Source organism: Prevotella sp. P4-98, assembly GCF_002251405.1.
GTDB lineage: Bacteria > Bacteroidota > Bacteroidia > Bacteroidales > Bacteroidaceae > Prevotella.
On sequence record NZ_NPJC01000051.1, the window covers coordinates 97786 to 119236 of the forward strand.

The following is a 21451-nucleotide window of genomic DNA, read 5'->3' on the forward strand; positions in this document are numbered from 1 at the left end:
CTGCTTGCTTTTATTGTGCTATGCTATCCACACGCTTTTGCAAGTGACCCCTTAAAAGAAGCTGTTTTTATCCGATTGCGTTTAACCCTGTTCAAGTATTTTCTTGTCTGTCAAGAAATCCAGGAGTCCGACAGTCAATACTCCGAGTTCGTCTTCCTTGCGGTGGATATCATCACCTACAATGACAATCTTACGGAAGTGGTCATTGATTGACAATAAAGGACGTCGCTCTTGCTGTTCCTTTTCTGGCGTAGGCATGTGAAAGGCTGACTGGATATACACTCTGTATGGAGGGCGGTTCACCACAAAGTCTACCTCCAACTGTTTTCTGACAAACTTACCGTTCTCATCCTTACCACCAAGTTCAACCAATCCTACGTCCACATTATATCCACGACTGCGAAGCTCATTATAGATAATGTTTTCCATAATGTGCGTTTCCTCTTGTTGGCGGTAGTTTAGAATGGCTGCACGAATGCCGATGTCTGCGAAGTAGTATTTCGTCTCGGTACCAATATATTTTCTGCCTTTCACATCATAGCGCAAGGCTTCTTCTATCAAGAAAGAGTCTTTCAGATAGTCTATGTATTGTTTTATAGTGTCTCTTTTTATGGTTACCCCTTGTGCAGATTGAAAGGTATTGGCTATTCTCGTTGGATTGGTTGACGAACCAATGCCCGAGGCAAGCACACGCACCAATTCCTTCAATCCTTCTGGATTGCGTAGATGGTTGCGCTCAATTACGTCACGCAGATAGGTCGTTTCATACAGACCACGCAAATAGTCTGTTTTCTTTTCTTCCGTTTCAAGCAAAGCCACCTGTGGCAGCCCTCCAAAAGTATAGTAATCCAACCAAGCTTTGCGTATATCTCCACCAATACCACTAAAGTATTCGTCAAAGGTGAGAGGCCAGATGCGTATCTCGTCACCTCTGCCTCGGAACTCAGTCACAACATCACTTGACAGGAAACGAGAGTTTGACCCTGACACATACACATCTACATTCCTCATGTGTGTCAAACTAAGAATAACCTCCACAAATTCTTCTACAAGTTGCACCTCGTCCAAGACTATATAATAAGGTTTGCCATCATCCACAACCTTTGAATCTATATAGTCGAGCAAGGCATCAGGCTTTCTCAACCGCCTGTTTCGGAAATCATCAAGTTGTATTTCAATGATGTGATTATCAGTCACACCATGTTCCAACAGCCAGTTATGCCAGATGTCAAACAGCAGGAAAGACTTTCCACATCGTCTGACACCTGTTATAATCTTCACAAGTCCATTCCCACGTCCTGCGATAAGTTCATCCAAATATTTCTTACGTTCAAATATCATATTAGAGTACTATTTTTGATACTGGTATCATATTTTACACCACAAAGATAACGTTTTTATCTCGAAATACGGCATAAACAATGGAAAAACTGCGTCTACTAAGTAAAAAACAGCAAAACGTAGCTTCGTAAACTACACAAAAATGCTATATAGAGAATGCCACAGGGACATGTCATTGACATCATGATCATTGGGTTCTTACAGCTTACAGTATTACAGTTTTGAAAAGCAAAACCAAAGAGCAGAGTCCATATTTCAACCCGCAGATAATACAAAGAAACATATCCACAAGGCTTGCAGAAAAATATTAGCGTTTTTTATTCTTTATATTCCATAATATTTTATACCTTTGCTGTCAAAATATTGGCAAATGATGCAGAGACAATCACATCTTTGCCGCAAAGAAATAAAAAGCAAATACTATTAGCGAAAACAAGAACTATATGGAAGATGACGAAAGAAAAATCCAAGGGTATTTGGAGTGTGATGGTTCTATAGTACGTATATCATCATTAGAAGACATTAAGAACTTTATTACTAAATACGGAAAGACGGTAAACGAGATTTCCGATTTAGAGTTAAAAGAATTGACCAACAGAGATCATGACGCAAAAAACCGTATTACAGATGATTGCGACATAACCTCCAAGAATGATCCGTTAGTTCTTTTCTCTAAAACTTATGGGCTTGAAATAGAAAATTATAAAATCAAAGAAAGAACAGTGGATCTTGCAACTAAATTATTTCGCTGTAGCGACAAGGAAGTTCCGTTAAAGAACGTACTAATTCCTGATTCAGTAATTGCTATTGGTGATTATGCTTTTTTCAATTGCAATATAGGACAATTAAAGCTTCCTGATTCTTTAAAACATATTGGTACCCTGGCTTTTTATTGGAACAAGATTAAAAGTATATCTTTCCCTAAAAATATTCTAAGTATTGGAGACTCTGCATTTGGTGAATGTAAAGAATTAGAGCGTATAGAATTCAATGGCTTGCCAATGTGCATAGGGGATGTAGTCTTTAATGGTTGTACTGCATTGAAAGAGATAGTTATCCCACAAGGATCATCTGATTTCTTTGAAGAAGAACTATTCCCTATATCAAGAGAATTGTTTATTGAGAAGAATTCTTAAAGATACGGGACGGGCAATGAAATCAATCACAAGTGTTACAGCTTACAGTATTACAGTTTTCGGAAAACAAAAGCCTTGGTGTCATTGACCAGTCCCTGTGGCATATCAATCATCCGCTGTTGATTAAGCAAATAATTCTGCCTTTGTTGTTCTTGCTGTTTCTGTTGGTATTGTCTTTGATAATCGTTTCCTTGGGTAGCACTCTCAGATTCCTTTGAGTTGCCACTATTGTCAAGAGACTTGCCAATTAAGAACACGACAAGCATTATCGCAAAGAAGCACAAACAACCCCAATTAAACCGTTCTGAATCTTTCATTGAAAATACTATTTGAGTACAAAGATAAACAATTTCAATTAGACCCAAATAGTTTTTAATCAAATTAAGTGGTTTTATTGCACAATTTATATGGTATTGTGCAAAATGGAAGGAATGAACAGCAGAAAAATTGCATTTAACAAGGTGGTGTTGGAAGATTTTTGTATCTTTGCAGTAAGTTATTAACTTAAAACGTATTATGCCAATGGAATAAAGACAAAGAAGTGAGGACATATAGATAAGAAGCGTTAGCTTTCTATTCTTGCTTTTCGGATAATTGGGGAATTAGAGGAAAGTCACAAGGGTAAAAGTTGATGCTCACGTTTAGGCGTGGGCTTTTACTCATTGAAGTGACTAAGGTTATCCCAATACCTCCGAAAGCGTAGATGAAGATATTAGTCCACGTTTTCTTTTTCTGTCTATCATCAAAGGAAGAGCAATCGGTAAGAAGTCAAACTTATTAAAACAAATTGAATTATGAAAAAAGTATTGGTATTATTGGCGATGGTGTTAGGTGCATCTAGCATGTATGGGTTTGAGGTCGATGGTATTTTATATAATATTACCTCAGAAACAAATCAGACGGTAGAAGTTACACACAAAGATTTTAATGGCAATTATCAAGGTGAAATTATTATACCTGAAAGTATAAGATATAACGGAAAAACTTATACTGTTACCGCTATAGGTGATAATGCTTTCTATAATTGTTATTATATGACATCTATCACAATACCAAAGACTATAGTTTCTGTTGGAAAATATGCGTTTGTGGACTGTATAAGGATTGCCTCTGTAACCCTTTACTGTAAAACGGTTGGTAGATGGTTCAGTGAAATAAGTTCAATTAAAAATGTTGTTTTAGGAAATGGGGTTGAGTCGATTGAGGAAAATGCTTTCCTAAGATGTGGCATAACATCTTTAAGCATAGCAAACACTGTCAACTCCATTGGAAAATATGCTTTTTCTCAATGCAGTATGTCCGCTCTGGTTATTCCTAGTGGTGTAAAAACAATTGGCGTATATGCATTTGCAGGCTGTAATAGCTTAAAAAAAGTGGAAATATCTAATGGTGTTAGAACTATAGCCAATTACGCTTTCTTTGGTTGCAGAAAGTTAAGGAGTGTCACAATTCCACCAAGTGTTTCTTCTATAGGCTTAGGTGCTTTTAAGGAGTGTTATGACTTGAGAAATGTTAAAATGCCAGAGAGCATATCAAAAGACAAATACAGTCACTCATTCGAGGATGAGACCTTGCTCTATATCACCTTATATCGACCTGATAATGTAGAATCAGTAGAAGCAGATATAAATGATGCAGCAAGGGGGAATGTAGATGACCCCATTACAGAAGAGCAATCAAAAATGTATAGTGAGGCGTTGGCACAAGCCTACAAATATCTTGATGCCGCAAATAACAACACTGATAATGAGGCAGCTTATAAGGATTATATAAAAAAGGCAGATGATTGTTTTAAGATTATACAGTCGAAGAGAAATAGCGAGCAAATGTATAATCCTGAAGCTATTAAATTCTATCGAAGCCAAATTAGGGAGGCATTAAATTCCTCAAATCGTATCAAGTTTGAAGTTCCTAGTCAATTAGAAACGGAAATAAGAATCTTGTATGAGAAAGCATCAAATTGTATTGATAAAGCGAATAATTCTAAGTCAAAAGATGAAATCATAAAATATGTGAAACAAGCGGATGAATATTATGTGAAGATACTAAATATTCCAAACTTTGAATCAGTTATTCCTGCTGAATATGTTAATGGATATAGAGAGAAACTAAAACAAATGCTTGACATGATTAATCAGATGAAATGATGTGAGATTATCACTGCAAATAAGTGAACAAACTAAACAAATAGTATTATGGCATACTGCAAGCATTGCGGAAGCAAATTGGAAGATGGGGCTAAGTTCTGTCCTAAGTGTGGCAATCCTATAGAGGGAGATGCCCAAGAGCAACAGTCTGGAGATAACTCTTCTGGGCAAGAACAACCAAAGAAAATGGGTTGCTTGCAGAAAGGGTTAATAGCTATTCTTATTTTGGGATTTATAGGCTTCCTCAGTGAAAAATGTAATGGCAGCGATACAAAAGAAACAGAGGAAGTAACTGCCTCACAAACAACAAATGATGTTGCAAAGGAAGAATCAGAACAAAAAAAGCAAGAGGAAGTCCATCACGATTTCTTTGAAAAAGGGCACGAATATTCAGCATCTTTCAGAGTAAACCGCAAGCAAGGCTATGGATTGTCTGCCAATTACAAGTATAATCTAAAAATGTATAACGATGGCACAACTGAAATTGTAGAAGAAATAATAGGCGATGAATTTCCTGGGCATCCTGCTGAACTATATACTTGCAAAATCGACAAGAAAAGTGAATCGTATAGAGACGTAGCAGCTTCTTGGTATGAAGTAAAGTTTAATAGTAATCAAGAGTTGTATGTTGATAATGATGGCAATATTATTATACTTCGTGTGAATGGCAATGACAAGACCATACAAGAAGCAGTTACTAGTGGTGATTGCAGATTTGGGAAATTCAGTAAGAAAAAGCTAGACACCTCAAAAAAGTATATCTGTAAAACTTGCGGAAAAGAATTTAAACCTGAGAAGCAAGCCATTGTAAATGAAGAGTATTGTTACGAAGATTATCCTCAAACATGTGGTACATGCGGCAAGACTTATACAATCAGAACAGACAAAGAAGGGGATTATGGGTCATGTAAGGGTACTTGCTCAAGTTGTTTTGAAAAGTATGAGAATAAAAAAATATATGAAAGAGTAACTGGTAGAACGTATTAATTTAATAGCTTATGAAACAATGTCCTAATTGTGGCGCACAGATAGCGGACGATAGCCGTTTCTGTACTGAGTGTGGAAAAGAAATACCGCAAGGAACTGTTTGCCCCCATTGTGGAGCATCAATGAATGATGGTGATGTTTACTGTCAGAACTGTGGAAAGAAACCAACTGACACCCACATTGAAGCCAATGAAGTTGTCTATGAAGGGGAGAAGAAGAGCGGATTTAAGAAATATCTGCCATATATCGTTGGGGCTTTCGTGCTGTTAGCAATAATTGGTTATTTCGGTTCTAAAGATTCCAAGGGCAGTGATGATTCTGCTGAAGCAAATCTTACAACTATCGATAGTACAACTATTGGCCAAGTTGTTTCAAAGCAAGAAATCATTTGTGATTTAAAAGATATAGTTGAATTTCAAAATTTGATGCAAGGATGCTCTGGCTTAACAAGTCAAGCTAAAAGCAATTATCAAAAAGCTAAACACTCCATTGAGGCAATTGCAAAAAGAAATGATTTTACAATATATGAATATCATTATGTCAATGGGGATTTGGGACAAGGAGAAATGTCTTCTTATTGTTGTTATTTGTACAAAAACTGCACAATAAGTAAAGGTGAGGATGGCTATCCAACTTTCACACCAACTTACAAAGGTCATGGCTGTGTTCTTTCTGACGGTGAAATAACCGTATATGATAAAGACTCATACGATGAGTTAGTTAGGTGGATTAAAGAAAGATGTGGGAATAAACTGTATTCAGAAGCCGAAGGTGATGGAGAGGATGTGCATTATTATAGTGATGGCAAGTATTGTTATTATATTGATTGTATTGGTTCTGGAGAGTATCGTATTCCCATCCGTAAACAGATAGATGAAAACAATGGGACAACTAATACAAAAGATTTAAGCTGGCTCCAAGGTCATTGGGTATATGAACAAGGCAGTTATAATGGGCATTTCATTATTCAAGGTGACAAGTTAATACAGTATAGTAACATGAACTCTGGACGTGATGAAGCCACGTTCACAATTGATGGTGATGTTCTAAGAGCAAGGTTTAGTGCCAATGATGATATAGTTGTTAAGATTGACTTTGCAAATCAAAGAATTGATTACGGTGATGGTAATTGGATGCACAAAGTAGAATAACTAATAAGGTTGAATTATGAAAAAGTTTATGAGATTATTATTTGTGGCAATGGCTATGCTCATTGCTCATACGACTGTAGCACAAGAGAAACGTAACTATAGGGATATTGCGTTTGACTATTTGTTACAGAATATTAGTTCCATTGAAGCTAGACCTTGGAACGTAAAGGCTGACCATTACGATAAATTGTCAAATGGTGGTTATCTCGTTAAATTGACAATTGCAAGGACTTTAACACGGCAAGAGGATAGATTAGTGAACAATCAAGTCCAAGCCTATGGCGCAACCTTTAATGTTGGTGTAAGAAATGCAACAGTCAACATTAATTACGAGGACACAAAGAGCTATTTCGTGTTTGTTGATAGGTATGGAGAGCCTAGCAAATACATGGAAGCATCTACAAACCACGAAATTCATACATGGGGTGGCAATGCTTGGCTCTTAATGAACACGCATAAAGAAAGGGTCGGAAATAAAGAACTTAGCTACTTTAGTAATGCTGCATGTTTCAGCAATAAAGGTGAAACGATGTGGAGCGGAAGAGATATGAAGATATATGGTTGGGCATTTAGTGGAAACACTCTATATCTTGTTGGCACTTTGTGGGATAACGGACGTTCAATCGTAAGAAGTATTGACATTAAGACACAAGAAGCTAACGACAAGGTGGGGAATAGTGGCGTTATCCCTTCTGATATTGCTTTCGGAGAGAAGGGATTGACAATCACCCAATATGCAAGTAACGGACAATCTTCTGATTTTGTTTTCCCTTATGCAGCAAGTGATAGACAGTTTCAAATCGAGCAAGTCCTAAAGAGCTATGACTTGACAAGAGCCTCTGACCAAATTGCCCTTGGTGAACGTTACCTTAGCGGAAATGTAGTTGACAAGGACGAGAAGAAAGCTGTTGAACTGTTCGAGAAAGCAGCCAATCAGAACAGCGACATGGGATTATTGAAGTTGGCTGATTGTTATAAGAACGGTGTTGGTGTTTCACAAGACAATGCCAAGGCTTTCTCGCTCTATGAGAAATCTGCCAATATGGGCAATACCGATGCTATGATTGCTCTTTCCGACATGTACGCTGGAGGTGATGGTATTGAAAAGAACATGAGTAAAGCACTATTTTGGAAAGAAAAACTTGCCTTTAAAGGAAATATAAATGCTCAAAAGTTTATCCTAGCCAATCAGTCTGTAGAGTATGAAAAGGCAGACATAACAGCAGATGAAGCTTACAAAAAAGGACGTGACAGTTATATGGAGAAATCCTATGAGTGGGCAAAATTTTGTTTTGAAAGGGCTATCAGCTTGGGAAGCAAGGATGCGATGTTTGATTTCGGAAAAATTCTTTATGTAGGAGAGGGAATTGAGAGAAACTATTCTAAAGCCGTAGAACTTCTTAGTAAAATTGGAGAAGAATATAATCATGTAGGGGCACAATTGTGCCTTGCTCAAATGTATAAAGAAAACAAAGGGATTCCCCATGACATAAAAAAGGTCATTTATTGGACTACTAAGGCAGCTGAAAATGACGATGAGACTGCTATGGTTGCGCTAGCTTATTATTACAAATATAGTGATGAAGTAAAAAAGAACAAGAAACTGTCTTTTCAATATTGTGAGAGGGCTGCAATTAAAGGCAATCAAGACGCAATCCGTGAAATGGTTTTTAACCATGCACAAGGCGATGGAACCAAAAAAGATAAGTATTCGGCTCTGACATGGTTTGAAAAAATAGATGATTCCGAGATGCAAATGAAAGTTGCAGATAATTTTTTCAATGGTGTTGGGGTTAAGGAAAATGAAGAATTAGCAGCTCTAATGTATCAATCAATGTCTGATAAAGGCGATATTATAGCAACAAAAAAGTTAGCATTATGCTATCTTTCTGGAAGTGGTGTAGATTCAAACATCAACACTGCTTATGATTTAGCAATGAAGATAAGAAATACCACCCATGTTGGTGATGATGCTGATATATATTACATTGAGGGAGCTTATTATGATTCTAAGCTGCGAGGCAATCAGTATGGACTTCCTAATGGTTTCATGCAAGCAAAAGAAGCATACGAACGAGCCATAAAATGCGGACACCCATACGCAGCTAAAGCACTTGCAAGAATGAAATCGAAGTGGGGTATAAGATAAATTGTATAATTTAAGAAAAGAAGTAGAGTTGTTGAAATTTGCCAGATTTGAAGAACGTGTAAAACGTTTCCTACTCATGTAGATGGTGCTAGCTCTAACAGATTTGCACCATTCAAATTCAAAAGTTTGGTGATGTGATAAAGTTTTTGTAATTTTGCATATTATTCAAAAAAGTAATAGATTATATTATGAAGAAAATCTATTCAACAATTTTGTTGCTTGCAATGATGGTTGCAGCATTGAGTTTAACCGCTTGCGGTGGTGATGATGATAATAATGATATTAATCTCAAACAAGATTATGACATTCTTCAAGTTAACGGTGTTGATTACGCTTGTTACGGCTATCGCTGCATAATCACATATTCCTCTACATGGAATAAAACAAAAAACAGCGGTGAAATTTTGTTGCCATGCGGAAAACTATCTGATGCTAAGAAAGGCGAGTACGACTATGATTATATGTACGGCATCAAGCTAGAGGGCAGCAAGGACTTGAAGCAAGGAAGTAAACTAGAGGAATACTCCCTTCAGTTTGACAGTTCCGAAGATTACTATCATAAGTATAATTATACAAGTGGGTCTGCCACTGTTGCTGAAATTAGAAGTGATGAATACATAACTATCAAGTTTGATTCATTCATGGTTAGCAACAAAGAAGGAGACTCTTATGTATTGAATGGAACTGTTCAGCTGGACTTTGATGAAGATTAAGTTCACTATTGTAGGAAGTGAAAGTCACAAAATCGTCTGGAACCTCTGTGTTTAAAGGGGTTTCAGACGATTTTCGTTGTTCTGAGAATAATTGCAAATATCACTATGCTCTATGGGAATAGCAAAGTGAAAGTTTATAGGTCGAAATCCGCATACATAAAATTCTGTGGAGCGTGGAAGTCCTTAATCACTTCCTTGGGGTCAATGGAGTTGTCTAGCTTAACCACTTCACCAATCTTTATTGCATGAGCCATGTCACAGTTCTTGAAGTAGGCATCGAAATACTCTTTGTTAATTCCACCATCCTTATGTGTTTTTTCCCACATATAGGATTTCTTATCTTCAATCACTTCATCAATGGTGAAATAACCGACAATCCTACAGATTGGCTTGGTGGCATAGATGTAAACCTTATCCACGTCCGAGCGAGTGAATACCCTTTTACGGTACTCATATTTCTTCTGGCCACTGAATATCATCTTGCAGAAGTTGGGTCGGATGGATAGAATCACATTCATTGCGCACGTACATTATTTTAATATTGTTGGTGCAAAGTTACTAGAAAAGACTGAATCCTGCAACTGGATTCACAAATAAGCATAAAAAAAGCCACCACTTGAAATGAATATGAGTGGAAATGAGTAATTTTGTACCCAAATAAAGATGTGACTTGATGAAAAAGAATTGGTTGGTTTTTGCTAGAAGGGAAAAGTGCCATCACAGAGAAGCACTAGAAAACCTACACTTCATAGATTGGACTATGGAGCATAACAACTTTTCAATCGGTGACATTGTTTATATCTATCCCACAAATGAAGATGGTATAAAGTTTAAGACTGAGGTTGTTACCAAAAACTGTGAGCGTAAAGATGGTGATTATTGGGTTGATAAGAATAAAATAGATTCATTTCCTACCTACAGACTTGAATTAAGGAAAGAATACTTTGGTGATAAGTTGTCCGAAGAAGATTTAAGACGGTACGGTTTTAAAGGAGGGCAAAGCAAAAGGCATCCTCTATACAACAAGCCAGAAATGTTTGCCTATATAGAAACCATCTTCAATGATTCCACCCATATTAAGGTTTGCGGTGATAAGGTTGAAGAACAGATACGTTCTGGTCAATCCTTTGGATATGGTGGTGAAGGTGATTCTCACAAAGAACTTAAAGAGTACATCTTTAACAACCCCAATGTCGTAGGAATCGAGGATTACACAGAGAAAGAAACAGAGCATATCCTATTGTCGGCAGACCGCATTGATGTATGGTTTAAGTTGGCTGATGGTTCATGTGTCGCTGTTGAAGTGAAGTCTCACAAATCAACAGAGGCAGACATTTTACGTGGAATATTTCAATGTGTGAAATACAAGGCTATCATGGATGCAGAGGACAAGGTTCATCGTTCTGAGGCATCTAATTCAAGCATATTGGTACTTGGTGGCACATTGTCAGAGCATAACAAGTATTACAGTGATATGCTAGGGGTCACTGTCATTGATAACGTTAAAATCGTGAAATGAAATGATGAAGCGGTTAATATTGTTTTTCCTCATGGCTCTGTGTATGGCTACCGTTAGCCTTGCTCAGACATGCAGAGACAAGAATAATATGACCATTGTAAAGATAGAATCCGATGGAATTGTACGTAATGCCTCAAACATGAAGATTGGTTGTTTTGACCGTAATAATGTTATTAGGGATGCTAGCAATATGAAAATTGGTAGCATTGATGGAAGTACAATCAGAGACAAGTCAAACATGAAGATTGGCTCAATTGAAAGTGATGGAACTGTCAGAGACGCTAGCAATATGAAAATAGGCTCTGTGGAGAGGAACGGCACTGTTAGGGATGGGTCAAATATGAAGATAGGTAGTGCTGATGGTGTAAACCAAACCTATGCGGCAGTGTTTTACTTCTTTAATCTGTTCTGATATGGGAATGATGCAGTCATATATATAATGGAGGTTTCTCTCAAAACATGGAAAACTTCTATAATAAACCTCATAAATCACAGCCCCCTAAAATCTCTGAGTGTATCGACATCCATTGCGAGATACAAGCCGTGCCTTTCGCACAACTCTCGCAGATGGCTCCCGGTGAATCGAGCGAAACGATTCGCGCCAGAGTCATTGCCGCTCGCAAAATGCAGGAGGAACGGTTTATGGATTACAAGGGCATCCACTGCAATGCCCAAATGACGGAGCGCATGCTGCATCAGTTTGCCGAACCTGATGCCTCATCCATGGACATGTTACGCATGGCCATGGAGCGATTGAAACTCTCTGCCCGTGCCTATAGCAGGATTCTCAAGGTGGCACGCACCATTGCCGACCTTGATGGCAGTGAGCAGGTGCAACTTCCCCATATTGCAGAAGCCGTGGGCTACCGCAATCTTGACAGAAGCGACTGGTCAGAGAGGGGAATTTAACAATTGATGGAATTTTTAATATTACGCGTATATGGGTACGAATAACAAACAGGAAGCTTACTGGGTAGATGAATTAGGAGTAAAATATACGAAAGATAAAACATGTTTACTTCAAGCGCCAATGGGATTAAAGTGTTACACGGTTTATCACGGAACAAAAATAATAGGTGACAATGCGTTCTATATTTCAAAAATAGAATCTATAATATTGCCAAACGGACTTACTTGTATAGGAAATGCTGCATTTTGTGGTTGTGCTAATTTGAAAGAAATAAAATTACCTGATACCCTTACTGAAATAGGAGAAGGCGCTTTTTGTGGATGTCCTTTTGAATATATATCAATTCCAAATGATATAACAATAATAAGGCAAGACACCTTTTATGGATGTACCTCCTTAAAAAGTATTAATTTGCCCAATAATTTGCATAAAATAGGGAAAGATGCATTTAAAAGTTGTTGGAGCCTCAACTCGGTTAACATCCCTCAGAGTATTGATTGTATTGAAGAGGGCGCTTTTAGTTTTTGTAAAAGTTTATTGTCGTTAGAATTACCTTCTTGCGTAAATACAATAGGGAACGGAATTATAGAAGGATGCACTAGTTTGGAATCGATAATAGTTGATCCCAACAATGAAATATATAAAAGCGAAGATAGTAATTGTGTCATTGAAAGGAAGGGTAATGTAGTAATTGCAGGTTGCAACAAGACAAAAATACCATCTTCCATTGAAGTGATAGGGCACAGTGCATTTAAAAATTGTACAAATCTTATTGAGATTGTAATTCCACAAGGGGTGAAAACGATAGAAATAGACGCTTTTAGATATTGTACAAATCTTCGTAGATTACAATTTCCATCTAGTTTAATAAAAATTGGTAGTTATGCTTTTAGTGAATGTGAAAAAATCACTTCAATTTCGATTTCATCAAGAAAGATAAAAATAGATGATGTTGCTTTCAGAAATTGCACTTCACTCAATACGATTCATTTTGATACAATTTTTCCTAATATTAGTTTCTGTGCATTTAACGGATGTACAAGTTTGTCATCAATAATTGTTCCGAACTGGTTCCTTGTCGGTGTCTATAGAAGGCAATTGAATCGATGGAAAAAGATAATCAGAGAAAAGTTAAGTTAATGTATTTATATAAGGTATGGACGAACAAGGAAACATAATCATTTACCAGTCGAAAGACGGCATGGTTAGACTTGATGTTAGATTGGCGGACAATACTGTTTGGTTGACTCAACAGCAGATGGCAGATCTCTACAGGTCTTCCCGCACCAACGTTGTTGAACATATCAAACACATTTACGAAGAAGGTGAGTTAGAGGAAGATGCATCCTTGTCGGTCGATGCGTTTCTGTCGTTCCATGTGTCCAACTTAATCAGGAACTGACCGCATAGCGGAGCCATCTTTACTTCTACTTCGCCATTCACAATCACGGTGACCGCTTCGTTCATCACGTCTTGAAAGCACTTTACCGACATGACAGGATTCCCTTCTGGTGGCCAACCAATCTTTTCGTCCACAGCGACTCCGCCAAATGGAACAATGTCCACCTCAAAATCTAAATCCCCGTTCACGCCTTTGTAGAAGAACTTCTGCGTTTCTCCATGACGCTTGAAATGGTTATTCTCCAGCGTTTTGCAGATGTCATCAAAGGTTTGCCAGTCTTCTATGGCAATGGCTACATCCAAATCTTCCGTGCGGCGCTTTGGTTCATCGCCTTTCATTAGCTTCATGGCTACATCTCTTGCCCTGGCACCTACCACATACAGTGGCAACCCATGCTCTGCCATACATTTATTCAAGGCAACGAGTGTACTATATAGCCAGTCATTGCCAAGTTCCTCTTTCGTGATTTTATATTCCATTCTCAATCAGTCTTTGAGCCGCCTCAATGCAACGGCTATTGCCACTTCCCATCAAGTCAGCGTATATTAGAATTTTGGGAGCCGTTTTCTCGTAAGTATTGTCTTTCCAGAACTTCTGATAGAGTTTTATCCTGCCTTTCTCCTGGAATTTCACCTTCTTGGTCATCATCAGCTTGACACTCGGCGTTTCCGTGTAAATATCAAATAGTTCTGGCATCAGGTAGCGGTCAATCAAAAAGGCTCCACCTTCACCTCCCCAGCACATTCCATCTGGTAGTATTATTTTGTTCCAATCTCGTCGGCAGTCGGCATCCACAAACTCCATTTCCTTTAGCAGTAACTTCGGCTTCAGACTCTGATTGTAGTGAGTCTGCCAAACATCTAGCAACTCTTTCCTGTTTTTCAAAAAGCGTCCATTTTCTGTGGTAAGCACAAACTTCCCCCTGCCAAGTTCCTCTATTACGTTCTTGATTGTGCCAAGTGACACACCGGTTTCTTCATGAATAGTCCGATAAGGCTTATTGATATTTATTTCGTCAAGCAACAAATAAAAAATAACCTTCAGACCTGCTTCATTGAACGCTTTTCCTTTTGCCTCTTTTGGCAGCATTGCCTTTTGTCCGCTTATACGTATAAACATCGGAGCGGCAACAATGTTGCAGTTTCCGCTGCTCTCCACCACACTAACTCCTTCTTCAGGCAGACCGTCAAAAGATTCTGGTGAAAAATGGTTTGCTGCCAGCATCAGCGGCTTGTCTGTCTGCTCCTTAAGACTTCTCATGTGCTGCACAATAAGGTTGTAATTTGCCTTGTTCACTTGTGGCCTCACATCACAAGCAAATGTAACCCCGTTGATAGTGAGGTTATAGCCATAACTTTTGCTTTGTTCAGCTGCCTTGAATACAATATCTTCCAAGTTCGTTAATCGTCTCAGATTATAGACGACATCATTGATGATTTCTTCTTCTCTGACCATACTTGTTCACTGTTTTGTTTTTGTTCATGCATTTTGAACACTACAAATTTAATGAACATTTTCCAAACAACCAAACTTTTTGTTCAAAAAATGGTGTTTGTTCACGAATCTTGAATAAATATAATGCTTTGAACAAAAAATATGCATTTTCTAAAATTTTGCAGTCTTTTAAAATGGATAATCTCTTGATGATAGTGGGCGAAAGCTGATGTCATTGCATCGGTTTTGATGTCACAGGGACGGGTCATTGACATCATAATCATTGGTGGTTCTTACAGCTTACAGTATTACAGTTTTTAGAAAGGCACACAGATCATCGGAATTTAGACGGAAATTAGACGGATGTTTATTGTGTTGCCTACGGCAAGAAATCTTTGGGGGAAATCTTTTTTAAGATTTTGCTTCGCAAGAAATCTGTTTAAGTTCCGTTTAAGATCCGATGATTAATAGGCTACACAAAAATAATCTTTAACTAAAATCTTTGACAAAAATGCGCAACAGTACGTTGCTTTACGGGAGGAATTTGTTATGGATCGCATCGGAGATGCTCGAATTTTTGGAGTAGCGAAGACAGAGTGAGAGCGCGCTTTCACTATGCTGAGTCACGACAAAAATAACCTATGGTGTAAATCTAAAACAAAATCTTAAATATACTCTTCAAACAAAATTTTTCAACCATACAGGTCGAAACATTTCTAGATTTGTAACAACAAGCTTTTATTTTTATTCCGAAACAACCTATATAATAAAAAACTGAACTTTCACCTTTACGAAAGTTCAGTTTTTAGAATACATATTTTATGAATTACTTCTTACTAATACGGAATACCGTAACAGAGTTTGCAGGGAACTTATGTACTAAATGATTGCCATTGATACGTACCTGCTCCTTGTGTGGAACAACTTTAGTTGGAGCATCCAGGCAGTTTTCATCAAGACTACTTCCAGAAGAAAGGACTGTTGCCTCTGCCAGATCAGCCACCTTTCCGATTCCATTGAGCAGAACCTTTGTGGTAAGATCTTTATTGCCGGTATTCACAACCTTGACAATAATGTCACCCGACTTTTCGTCTTTTTGTGCACTGGCACAAACTGTCTTTCTGTTTATATCAGTAAGCGAAGCCTGCTGCACCAATTTTCCATCAATATATCCCTTAACCGTGAGAGGGGATACTTCCAGACGAATGTCATACCAACGTCCTGGCTCGATTGAATAGTTGATGCTATGAGAATCCATGATCGTCTGCATCTGATTGATGGAATTGCTATAACCACCAATGTCCCAACGAGTACGATTGTTTACTCCCTTCTGATGATGGAAGTATATCTGGAAACCATTTTCACCCGACAACTTACGAGCTTTCAAAGTAACAACATACTCTCGCCAATTGTCATTGCCAACAAAAGCAGTAACATCTGTTGCCAAAGAGTTTTGACTAAGTACACCATTGCTAACGTTCCATTCTCCATCACCCAGCATCTCCCAATCATCAATACTAGATGAGAAATTATTTTGATACAGCACTTTGCCCTTTGGCGTAGTAACCTTCAAGTCCTTAAACTCCGCAGTATTCTTCCAAGTACCCAGACCAATGCCACCTGAACTAGATGGAATATCCACAAGTGGACTTCCCGTCACAGAAACAGGCAGCGTAACTGTGCCCTGATTCTCAGCAAACATCTGCTGTACATAATAGCTAGGCAGACCATACCAACGATGGTTATCATAATTAATCAAGTTGATTGGCCAACGCTGATGCTCCACATTGCAGAACAAAGGAGCGTATGCAGCCATAGCCACCAAATCGGAATTGCGCTCCAATCCCGTCATAAATGCAGCTTCACCAATGGCTCCTCTGAGGTTACCCTTTCCACATTGACTAGTTACGGCATACTCACCAATAAACACTTTTTCTCCTCCACGCTTGCGATTGTCATATTTATTGGCATTGAGTATGAACCAATCTGGCGTATTATAATAATGCTCGTCAATCATCGCATGAGAAGGAGTTGAAGGATGTGAGCCACTCCAGTCGTTAGAGATGATTTGCATTTCTGGAAAACGAGTCTTGATGGCATTGGCTATCAACTCGAAATTCTTGAAATAGACACTACCAAAGTTCTCATTCCCCACTTCTATATATTTTAGTTTGAAAGATGCAGGATGACCATTGCGAGCTCTGGCTGCTCCCCATACGCTCGTTACTGGACCGTTGGCATACTCAATGGCATCAAGCGCATCTTGAATCCACTGGTCTATCTCATCGGACGGTATTGTCTCTTTGTGTGAGACTCCAGCATTAATACAGAACAACGGTTCTGCACCAAGGTCTTCAGCCAACTGCAAGTATTCATGATATCCTATGCCATGAGTTGCTGTATATCCCCATAAATTCCATAAAGGTATGCGACTGTCGATATTGCCGATGGTATTCTTCCATTGATAACGCTGAGAAATTTCCTCTCCTTCTACCCAGCAACCACCAGGAAAACGCAAGAAGGTAGGATGAAGATTGTCCAAGGCTTCACCCAGGTCTTTCCTCACACCGCTCTTTCCCCATCGTTTCTGAGGAGTAAGGCTAATCATATCCATACACACCTCGCCTTTTCCGTTGCCTTCAATGACAAGTTGTGCATTGGTACTTGCTTCCGTAGGAATCAATGTGGCTTTCGTATATTTCCAATGACCTGTTACATCAGAGATGTCAGTTTCTGCCAACACGTTGTCACCAACAACTATCTTGGCTTTCATATTTCCTTGATAAGAGTTAGGAGTGCGCAAAGCAATAGAGAAGTCATATTTCTCTCCTTTCTCCACATTCATGCCCCAGTAGCCATCATTAGAAAGCGTAAAATCACCTTGCACATCAACATTCAAAAACTGTCGGTTTCTGGCGTTGAGAGGAACTGCTGGATTTTTCGCATTAGAAAGGTCTGCCTTCCTCACTTTGGCTTCGCCTTGCAAAGAGCGGAATTGCCAAAAACATAACGAATCCGCATCCTCAAAAGAGCGATTGCGCACCAACTCAGGGTAGAGACCTCCATCCACAGAAAGATTGATATCCTCTAAGAAAATACCAAAAAGTGTAGGAGAAACTGCATGTAACGGCTTGTTTACATCGATTGTTATCGTTGTTTTTTGAGCAGCAGCCGTCATTGCCATCAAGACAAAACTGGAAAAAAGTGTCTTTTTTATCATTTTAAGAATATTTATAGTTAAAATTGTTCTGTGCAAAGGTACTCATATTACTTTGATTACCAAACAAATCTTAATTTTTTGATGTGTTTTGTTTTAAATTTTTAATGTAATCCATTTGTAATTTTTGAGGCATTCTATCATATGTTTTTGCGGCAATCCATCGGGTGCTTAAAAATAGATGCCATGGGGCAGGTCATTGACATCATGACTTTCAATTCTTACAGCTTATAGAATTACTGATTTTGGATAGGGAAAATAGGTTTCGCGAGGACTGTTCCTGTTTCTTGGACAACGCCAATTCACACTAGGCGTTATAGTTTACTGTTTCTGAAAACGGATGTTTTTTGGGGTTGCGCAAGCGCAAGAAATCTTTGGAGGAAATCTTTGATGAAATATGGCCTTTGGCCAGAAATCAATCATCGGATCATCGGAATTTATACGGAATTTATACGAAAATATAATCTTTAACAATAATCCGTGTCGTCCGTGTGTTCCGTGGATATTTTAGTAGCTTCGCAAGAAATAATCATCGGAATTTAGACGGAAATTAGACGGAAATAAAATCCGTGAAAATCTGTGCAATCCGTGTGCGGTGTTGAATGATGGGGAGGATCAGAAGGCATCGATGATGTGGTCGATGGTATGGGTGGTATCGGGGGTGCCTACGATGGAGATGATGTCGAAACGTAGGTCGCCATCGTAATATTTCATCTTGACGTAATGGTTGGCTGCCTGCTGGAGGTTGGTGATCTTCTGATAATCTACTGCCATTTCGGGGTCGGTGAACAGCCGGTTGCGACGGGTCTTGACTTCTACTATCACCATGGTGTCGCCATCCATGGCGATGATGTCGAGGTCGCGATGGCCACTCTTCCAATCGCGTTCGAGAATCTGATATCCTTTCTTTTCCAGATATTCTGCAGCAAGGGTTTCTCCCCATGTTCCGAGTTCGTTATGTTCTGCCATAGACTTATATATGATCAATCGTTGTTGGTATGTATCTTTTGTAGCATCATCTCTACCAATCGTGAAACGGCATAGTGGTCGATGGCTGACTCGTCTATCCAGATGTAGTCGTCGGACAGAGGTGGTCGGGTGGCTGTTTCCCACAGCCAACAGTCTGCCAGGATGACGCGATGGGTCAGTACGTGGCGCAGTTTACTGCACACGAGGGTCAGGTGGCCGCCTTTGGCGGGTAACGCATCGGGGGAGATCATTGGCGGTTCCCAGAGTCCTTGCCAGATGTCGCCTTCGGGACGTCGGCGAATGGCGGTCTGTCCGTTACACCTTATATAGATATAGGTGATGAGGCGTTCACTCACCTTGACGGTTTTGAGTTTTACGGGTAAGGTATCGACACGTCCTTCACGACATGCCACACACGTTTCCTGGAGCGGACACCGCTGACACTGTTGTCCTTTGGGGGTGCATTGTAATGCGCCGAAATCCATCATCGCCTGATTATAATCCGCAGCTTGATGTTCGGGCAGCAGCTGTTGTGCCAAGGCAGCAAACTCGTGTTTGCCTGCTGTGGAATTGATGGGGGTGGTGATGCCGTAGTATCTTGAAAGGACGCGATAGACATTGCCATCGACCACGGCAACGGGGAGGTCGAAGGCTATACTTCCTATTGCTGCTGCAGTATAGTCGCCTACTCCTTTCAGGCTGCGCAGCGCTTTCATGTCTTTGGGGAATCCTCCCATTGCCACCACCTGACGGGCTGCCTGCAGCAGATGTCGGGCACGACTGTAATAGCCCAGTCCCTGCCATAAGCGCAGTACTTCGTCTTCAGAGGCTTGTGCGAGGTGATCAACGGTAGGCCAGCGTTCGATGAAGCGTTGCCAGTAGGGTTGTCCTTGTTCAATGCGTGTCTGTTGCAGTATGATTTCCGAGAGCCAGATGGCATACGGGTCTCGTGTCTGTCGCCAAGGCAACATCCGTCCATTTTTCTGGTACCATTGCAGTATGGTGGTTGTGAAACTCATAGTGGTGACAAAGTTACTGAATCGGTTGCGAAAAACAAAATATCGGGGGATATTTTTTTGATCCACGGAGTACACGGATGTTTTTTAGTTGCCTACGGCAAGATGTTTTGGAGTAGCGAAGCCAGAGTGAGAGTTCCATTTCATGGCACCTTTTCTCGCCATGGCAGAATTAAAGCGAGCTTTATTCTGCTCATCTGGCTTAACGAAAACGTTCGCTTTCACTATGCTGAGTCACGACAAAACAAACCATAGGTAAATCTTTGAAGGAAATCATCGGATCTTAGACGGAATTTATACGAATGTTTTTGGGGGGTTGCGCGAGCGCAAGAAATCTTTGGAGGAAATCTTTAATGAAATATGGCCTTTGGCCAGAAATAATAATCTTTAAATAAAAATCCTTGACCAAAATGCGCTCGAGTTCCTCGCTTCTTGGAAGGGTTTTTATGGGGATCGCCTTACAGGCTCGAATTTTTGGAGCAGTGAGAGCAGAGAATAAATCCAAGAATTTATTCTTTGCCGAGTCGCGAGAAAAATAACCTATGGTAAATCTTAAATAGAATCTTAAAAATAATCTTTAACTATAATCCGTGTCGTCCGTGTGCGGCATTAAAAATCCGTGTGGGACATTAGATATTGTAGTTCTGCTTATAGCGTGAACTTATATCCTGCTGTAATATAGATGGCATGGTTGCGGGCGGTGCGAGAGTTGTTGAAGTCCCAGCCACCGGGGTTGTCTGTCTCCAGATTGATAGCTTGTCGCAGTTCGAAACAATAGGAGGCATCGAGGGTGATGTGTCGCCATTCGTAGCTCACTCCAAGGGGAATGCCAATAACGACATTGCGGAATTTGCTGCTCACATTCTCCGATTTCTTCTCTTTGTACGATTCCCATAGGTACATTGATGATACGTCGTTGCCGAGGTTCATCGTGCGTATGCTGTGTATAGTCATCTTATCCTTTGCCGAGAGGAGTATGCCAGCCTGCACACCAATATGTGCAGCCAAACCTTTCACACCAGAGAAATATGTTTTGATTTGCAGCGGCACGGAGAGATACGTCACGTCAAGTTTTTCGTCGGCAGACGCATATTTCTCTTTCTGTTTCTCAAATCCAGTGCCTATCAGACTGAAGTCGGCTCCCGTAAGCAGAGAAAATTTCTGCGACAAAGGAAACTCTACGCTTGCTCCAACAGTATATCCTGCTTTCCATTTCTCTGCTGCCGTTAGTGCAGTACCATTCATCTTGGCTATTGTTACGCCTGCATGTGGAATGACAGACACGTGACGACTTTCGTTTTGAGCTGTTGCCCACATAGGCAACAACATCATGATAGCGACTGCTATGATATGTTTCATT

19 protein-coding genes and 1 pseudogene are annotated in these 21451 nt (G+C 39.6%); 10 read left to right on the forward strand and 10 right to left on the reverse strand.

Translation table 11 applies throughout. The features are described from left to right. Window positions 1-81: 81 nt before the first annotated feature. Entirely contained in the window at window positions 82-1341 is a 1260-nt protein-coding gene (locus tag CIK96_RS07585; RefSeq protein ID WP_094440209.1) for an ATP-binding protein, read from the reverse strand. 443 nt (window positions 1342-1784) lie between these two features. Here CIK96_RS07585 and CIK96_RS07590 point away from each other — a divergent pair, with 443 nt between their 5' ends. Next, on the forward strand, window positions 1785-2477 hold the full coding sequence (locus tag CIK96_RS07590; RefSeq protein WP_094440210.1) for a leucine-rich repeat domain-containing protein: 693 nt from the start codon (window positions 1785-1787) through the stop codon (window positions 2475-2477). Window positions 2478-2527: 50 nt separating this feature from the next. Here CIK96_RS07590 and CIK96_RS07595 read toward each other — a convergent pair whose 3' ends face one another. Continuing rightward, window positions 2528-2794, reverse strand: a complete 267-nt coding sequence (locus CIK96_RS07595; RefSeq protein ID WP_094440211.1) for a hypothetical protein — start codon at window positions 2792-2794, stop codon at window positions 2528-2530. A 477-nt stretch (window positions 2795-3271) separates the two neighbouring features. Here CIK96_RS07595 and CIK96_RS07600 point away from each other — a divergent pair, with 477 nt between their 5' ends. The 5 genes from CIK96_RS07600 to CIK96_RS07620 all read left to right on the forward strand — a co-directional run bounded on the left by CIK96_RS07600 (window position 3272) and on the right by CIK96_RS07620 (window position 9624). Further along, window positions 3272-4624 (forward strand): leucine-rich repeat domain-containing protein, encoded by a 1353-nt coding sequence (locus CIK96_RS07600; RefSeq protein ID WP_094440212.1) that lies wholly within the window; start codon window positions 3272-3274, stop codon window positions 4622-4624. A 48-nt stretch (window positions 4625-4672) separates the two neighbouring features. After that, window positions 4673-5611 (forward strand): zinc-ribbon domain-containing protein, encoded by a 939-nt coding sequence (locus CIK96_RS07605; RefSeq protein WP_094440213.1) that lies wholly within the window; start codon window positions 4673-4675, stop codon window positions 5609-5611. 11 nt (window positions 5612-5622) lie between these two features. Beyond that, window positions 5623-6762 carry a zinc ribbon domain-containing protein gene (locus CIK96_RS07610; protein ID WP_094440214.1) on the forward strand — a complete coding sequence of 380 codons (1140 nt, stop codon included), beginning with the start codon at window positions 5623-5625 and terminating at the stop codon, window positions 6760-6762. Window positions 6763-6778: 16 nt separating this feature from the next. Further along, window positions 6779-8911 (forward strand): tetratricopeptide repeat protein, encoded by a 2133-nt coding sequence (locus CIK96_RS07615; RefSeq protein WP_094440215.1) that lies wholly within the window; start codon window positions 6779-6781, stop codon window positions 8909-8911. A gap of 188 nt (window positions 8912-9099) precedes the next feature. Then, window positions 9100-9624 carry a hypothetical protein gene (locus CIK96_RS07620; protein WP_094440216.1) on the forward strand — a complete coding sequence of 175 codons (525 nt, stop codon included), beginning with the start codon at window positions 9100-9102 and terminating at the stop codon, window positions 9622-9624. A 134-nt stretch (window positions 9625-9758) separates the two neighbouring features. Here the strand turns inward: CIK96_RS07620 and CIK96_RS07625 are convergent, their stop codons facing one another. Beyond that, window positions 9759-10142, reverse strand: a complete 384-nt coding sequence (locus CIK96_RS07625; protein WP_094440217.1) for a hypothetical protein — start codon at window positions 10140-10142, stop codon at window positions 9759-9761. A gap of 155 nt (window positions 10143-10297) precedes the next feature. On the opposite strand from CIK96_RS07625, the gene CIK96_RS07630 reads away from it, so the two are divergent. From CIK96_RS07630 to CIK96_RS07645, 4 genes and pseudogenes are all read left to right on the forward strand, one after another. Then, window positions 10298-11143, forward strand: a complete 846-nt coding sequence (locus tag CIK96_RS07630; RefSeq protein WP_094440218.1) for a hypothetical protein — start codon at window positions 10298-10300, stop codon at window positions 11141-11143. 1 nt (window position 11144) lies between these two features. Beyond that, window positions 11145-11555, forward strand: coding sequence for a 5-fold beta-flower protein (locus CIK96_RS07635; protein WP_094440219.1), 411 nt, complete (start codon window positions 11145-11147; stop codon window positions 11553-11555). A gap of 104 nt (window positions 11556-11659) precedes the next feature. Beyond that, window positions 11660-12052, forward strand: a pseudogene (locus CIK96_RS07640) (magnesium chelatase); the annotation flags it as partial. A gap of 31 nt (window positions 12053-12083) precedes the next feature. Beyond that, window positions 12084-13193, forward strand: a complete 1110-nt coding sequence (locus CIK96_RS07645; RefSeq protein WP_094440221.1) for a leucine-rich repeat domain-containing protein — start codon at window positions 12084-12086, stop codon at window positions 13191-13193. A 174-nt stretch (window positions 13194-13367) separates the two neighbouring features. Here CIK96_RS07645 and CIK96_RS07650 read toward each other — a convergent pair whose 3' ends face one another. The 7 genes from CIK96_RS07650 to CIK96_RS07675 form a co-directional block, all read right to left on the reverse strand. Beyond that, window positions 13368-13934 (reverse strand): hypothetical protein, encoded by a 567-nt coding sequence (locus CIK96_RS07650; RefSeq protein WP_094440222.1) that lies wholly within the window; start codon window positions 13932-13934, stop codon window positions 13368-13370. Next, entirely contained in the window at window positions 13924-14910 is a 987-nt protein-coding gene (locus CIK96_RS07655) for a type IV toxin-antitoxin system AbiEi family antitoxin (RefSeq protein ID WP_094391336.1), read from the reverse strand. Before CIK96_RS07655 ends, CIK96_RS07650 begins: the two co-directional genes overlap by 11 nt. Before the next feature lie 805 nt (window positions 14911-15715). Continuing rightward, window positions 15716-18073, reverse strand: coding sequence for an alpha-L-arabinofuranosidase C-terminal domain-containing protein (locus CIK96_RS07660; RefSeq protein WP_158214847.1), 2358 nt, complete (start codon window positions 18071-18073; stop codon window positions 15716-15718). Between the two features lie 648 nt (window positions 18074-18721). Beyond that, window positions 18722-19075, reverse strand: coding sequence for a YraN family protein (locus CIK96_RS07665; RefSeq protein ID WP_094440224.1), 354 nt, complete (start codon window positions 19073-19075; stop codon window positions 18722-18724). A 14-nt stretch (window positions 19076-19089) separates the two neighbouring features. Continuing rightward, on the reverse strand, window positions 19090-20094 hold the full coding sequence (gene mutY / locus CIK96_RS07670) for an A/G-specific adenine glycosylase (protein ID WP_094440225.1): 1005 nt from the start codon (window positions 20092-20094) through the stop codon (window positions 19090-19092). A gap of 84 nt (window positions 20095-20178) precedes the next feature. Further along, a complete protein-coding gene (locus tag CIK96_RS13245) occupies window positions 20179-20316 on the reverse strand; it encodes a hypothetical protein (protein WP_158214848.1) in 138 nt (45 codons plus the stop codon). A gap of 423 nt (window positions 20317-20739) precedes the next feature. Then, the gene (locus CIK96_RS07675; RefSeq protein ID WP_094440226.1) at window positions 20740-21450 is read right to left on the reverse strand and encodes a porin family protein; all 711 of its coding nucleotides are present in this window, start codon (window positions 21448-21450) and stop codon (window positions 20740-20742) included. Between the last annotated feature and the right edge of the window lies 1 nt (window position 21451).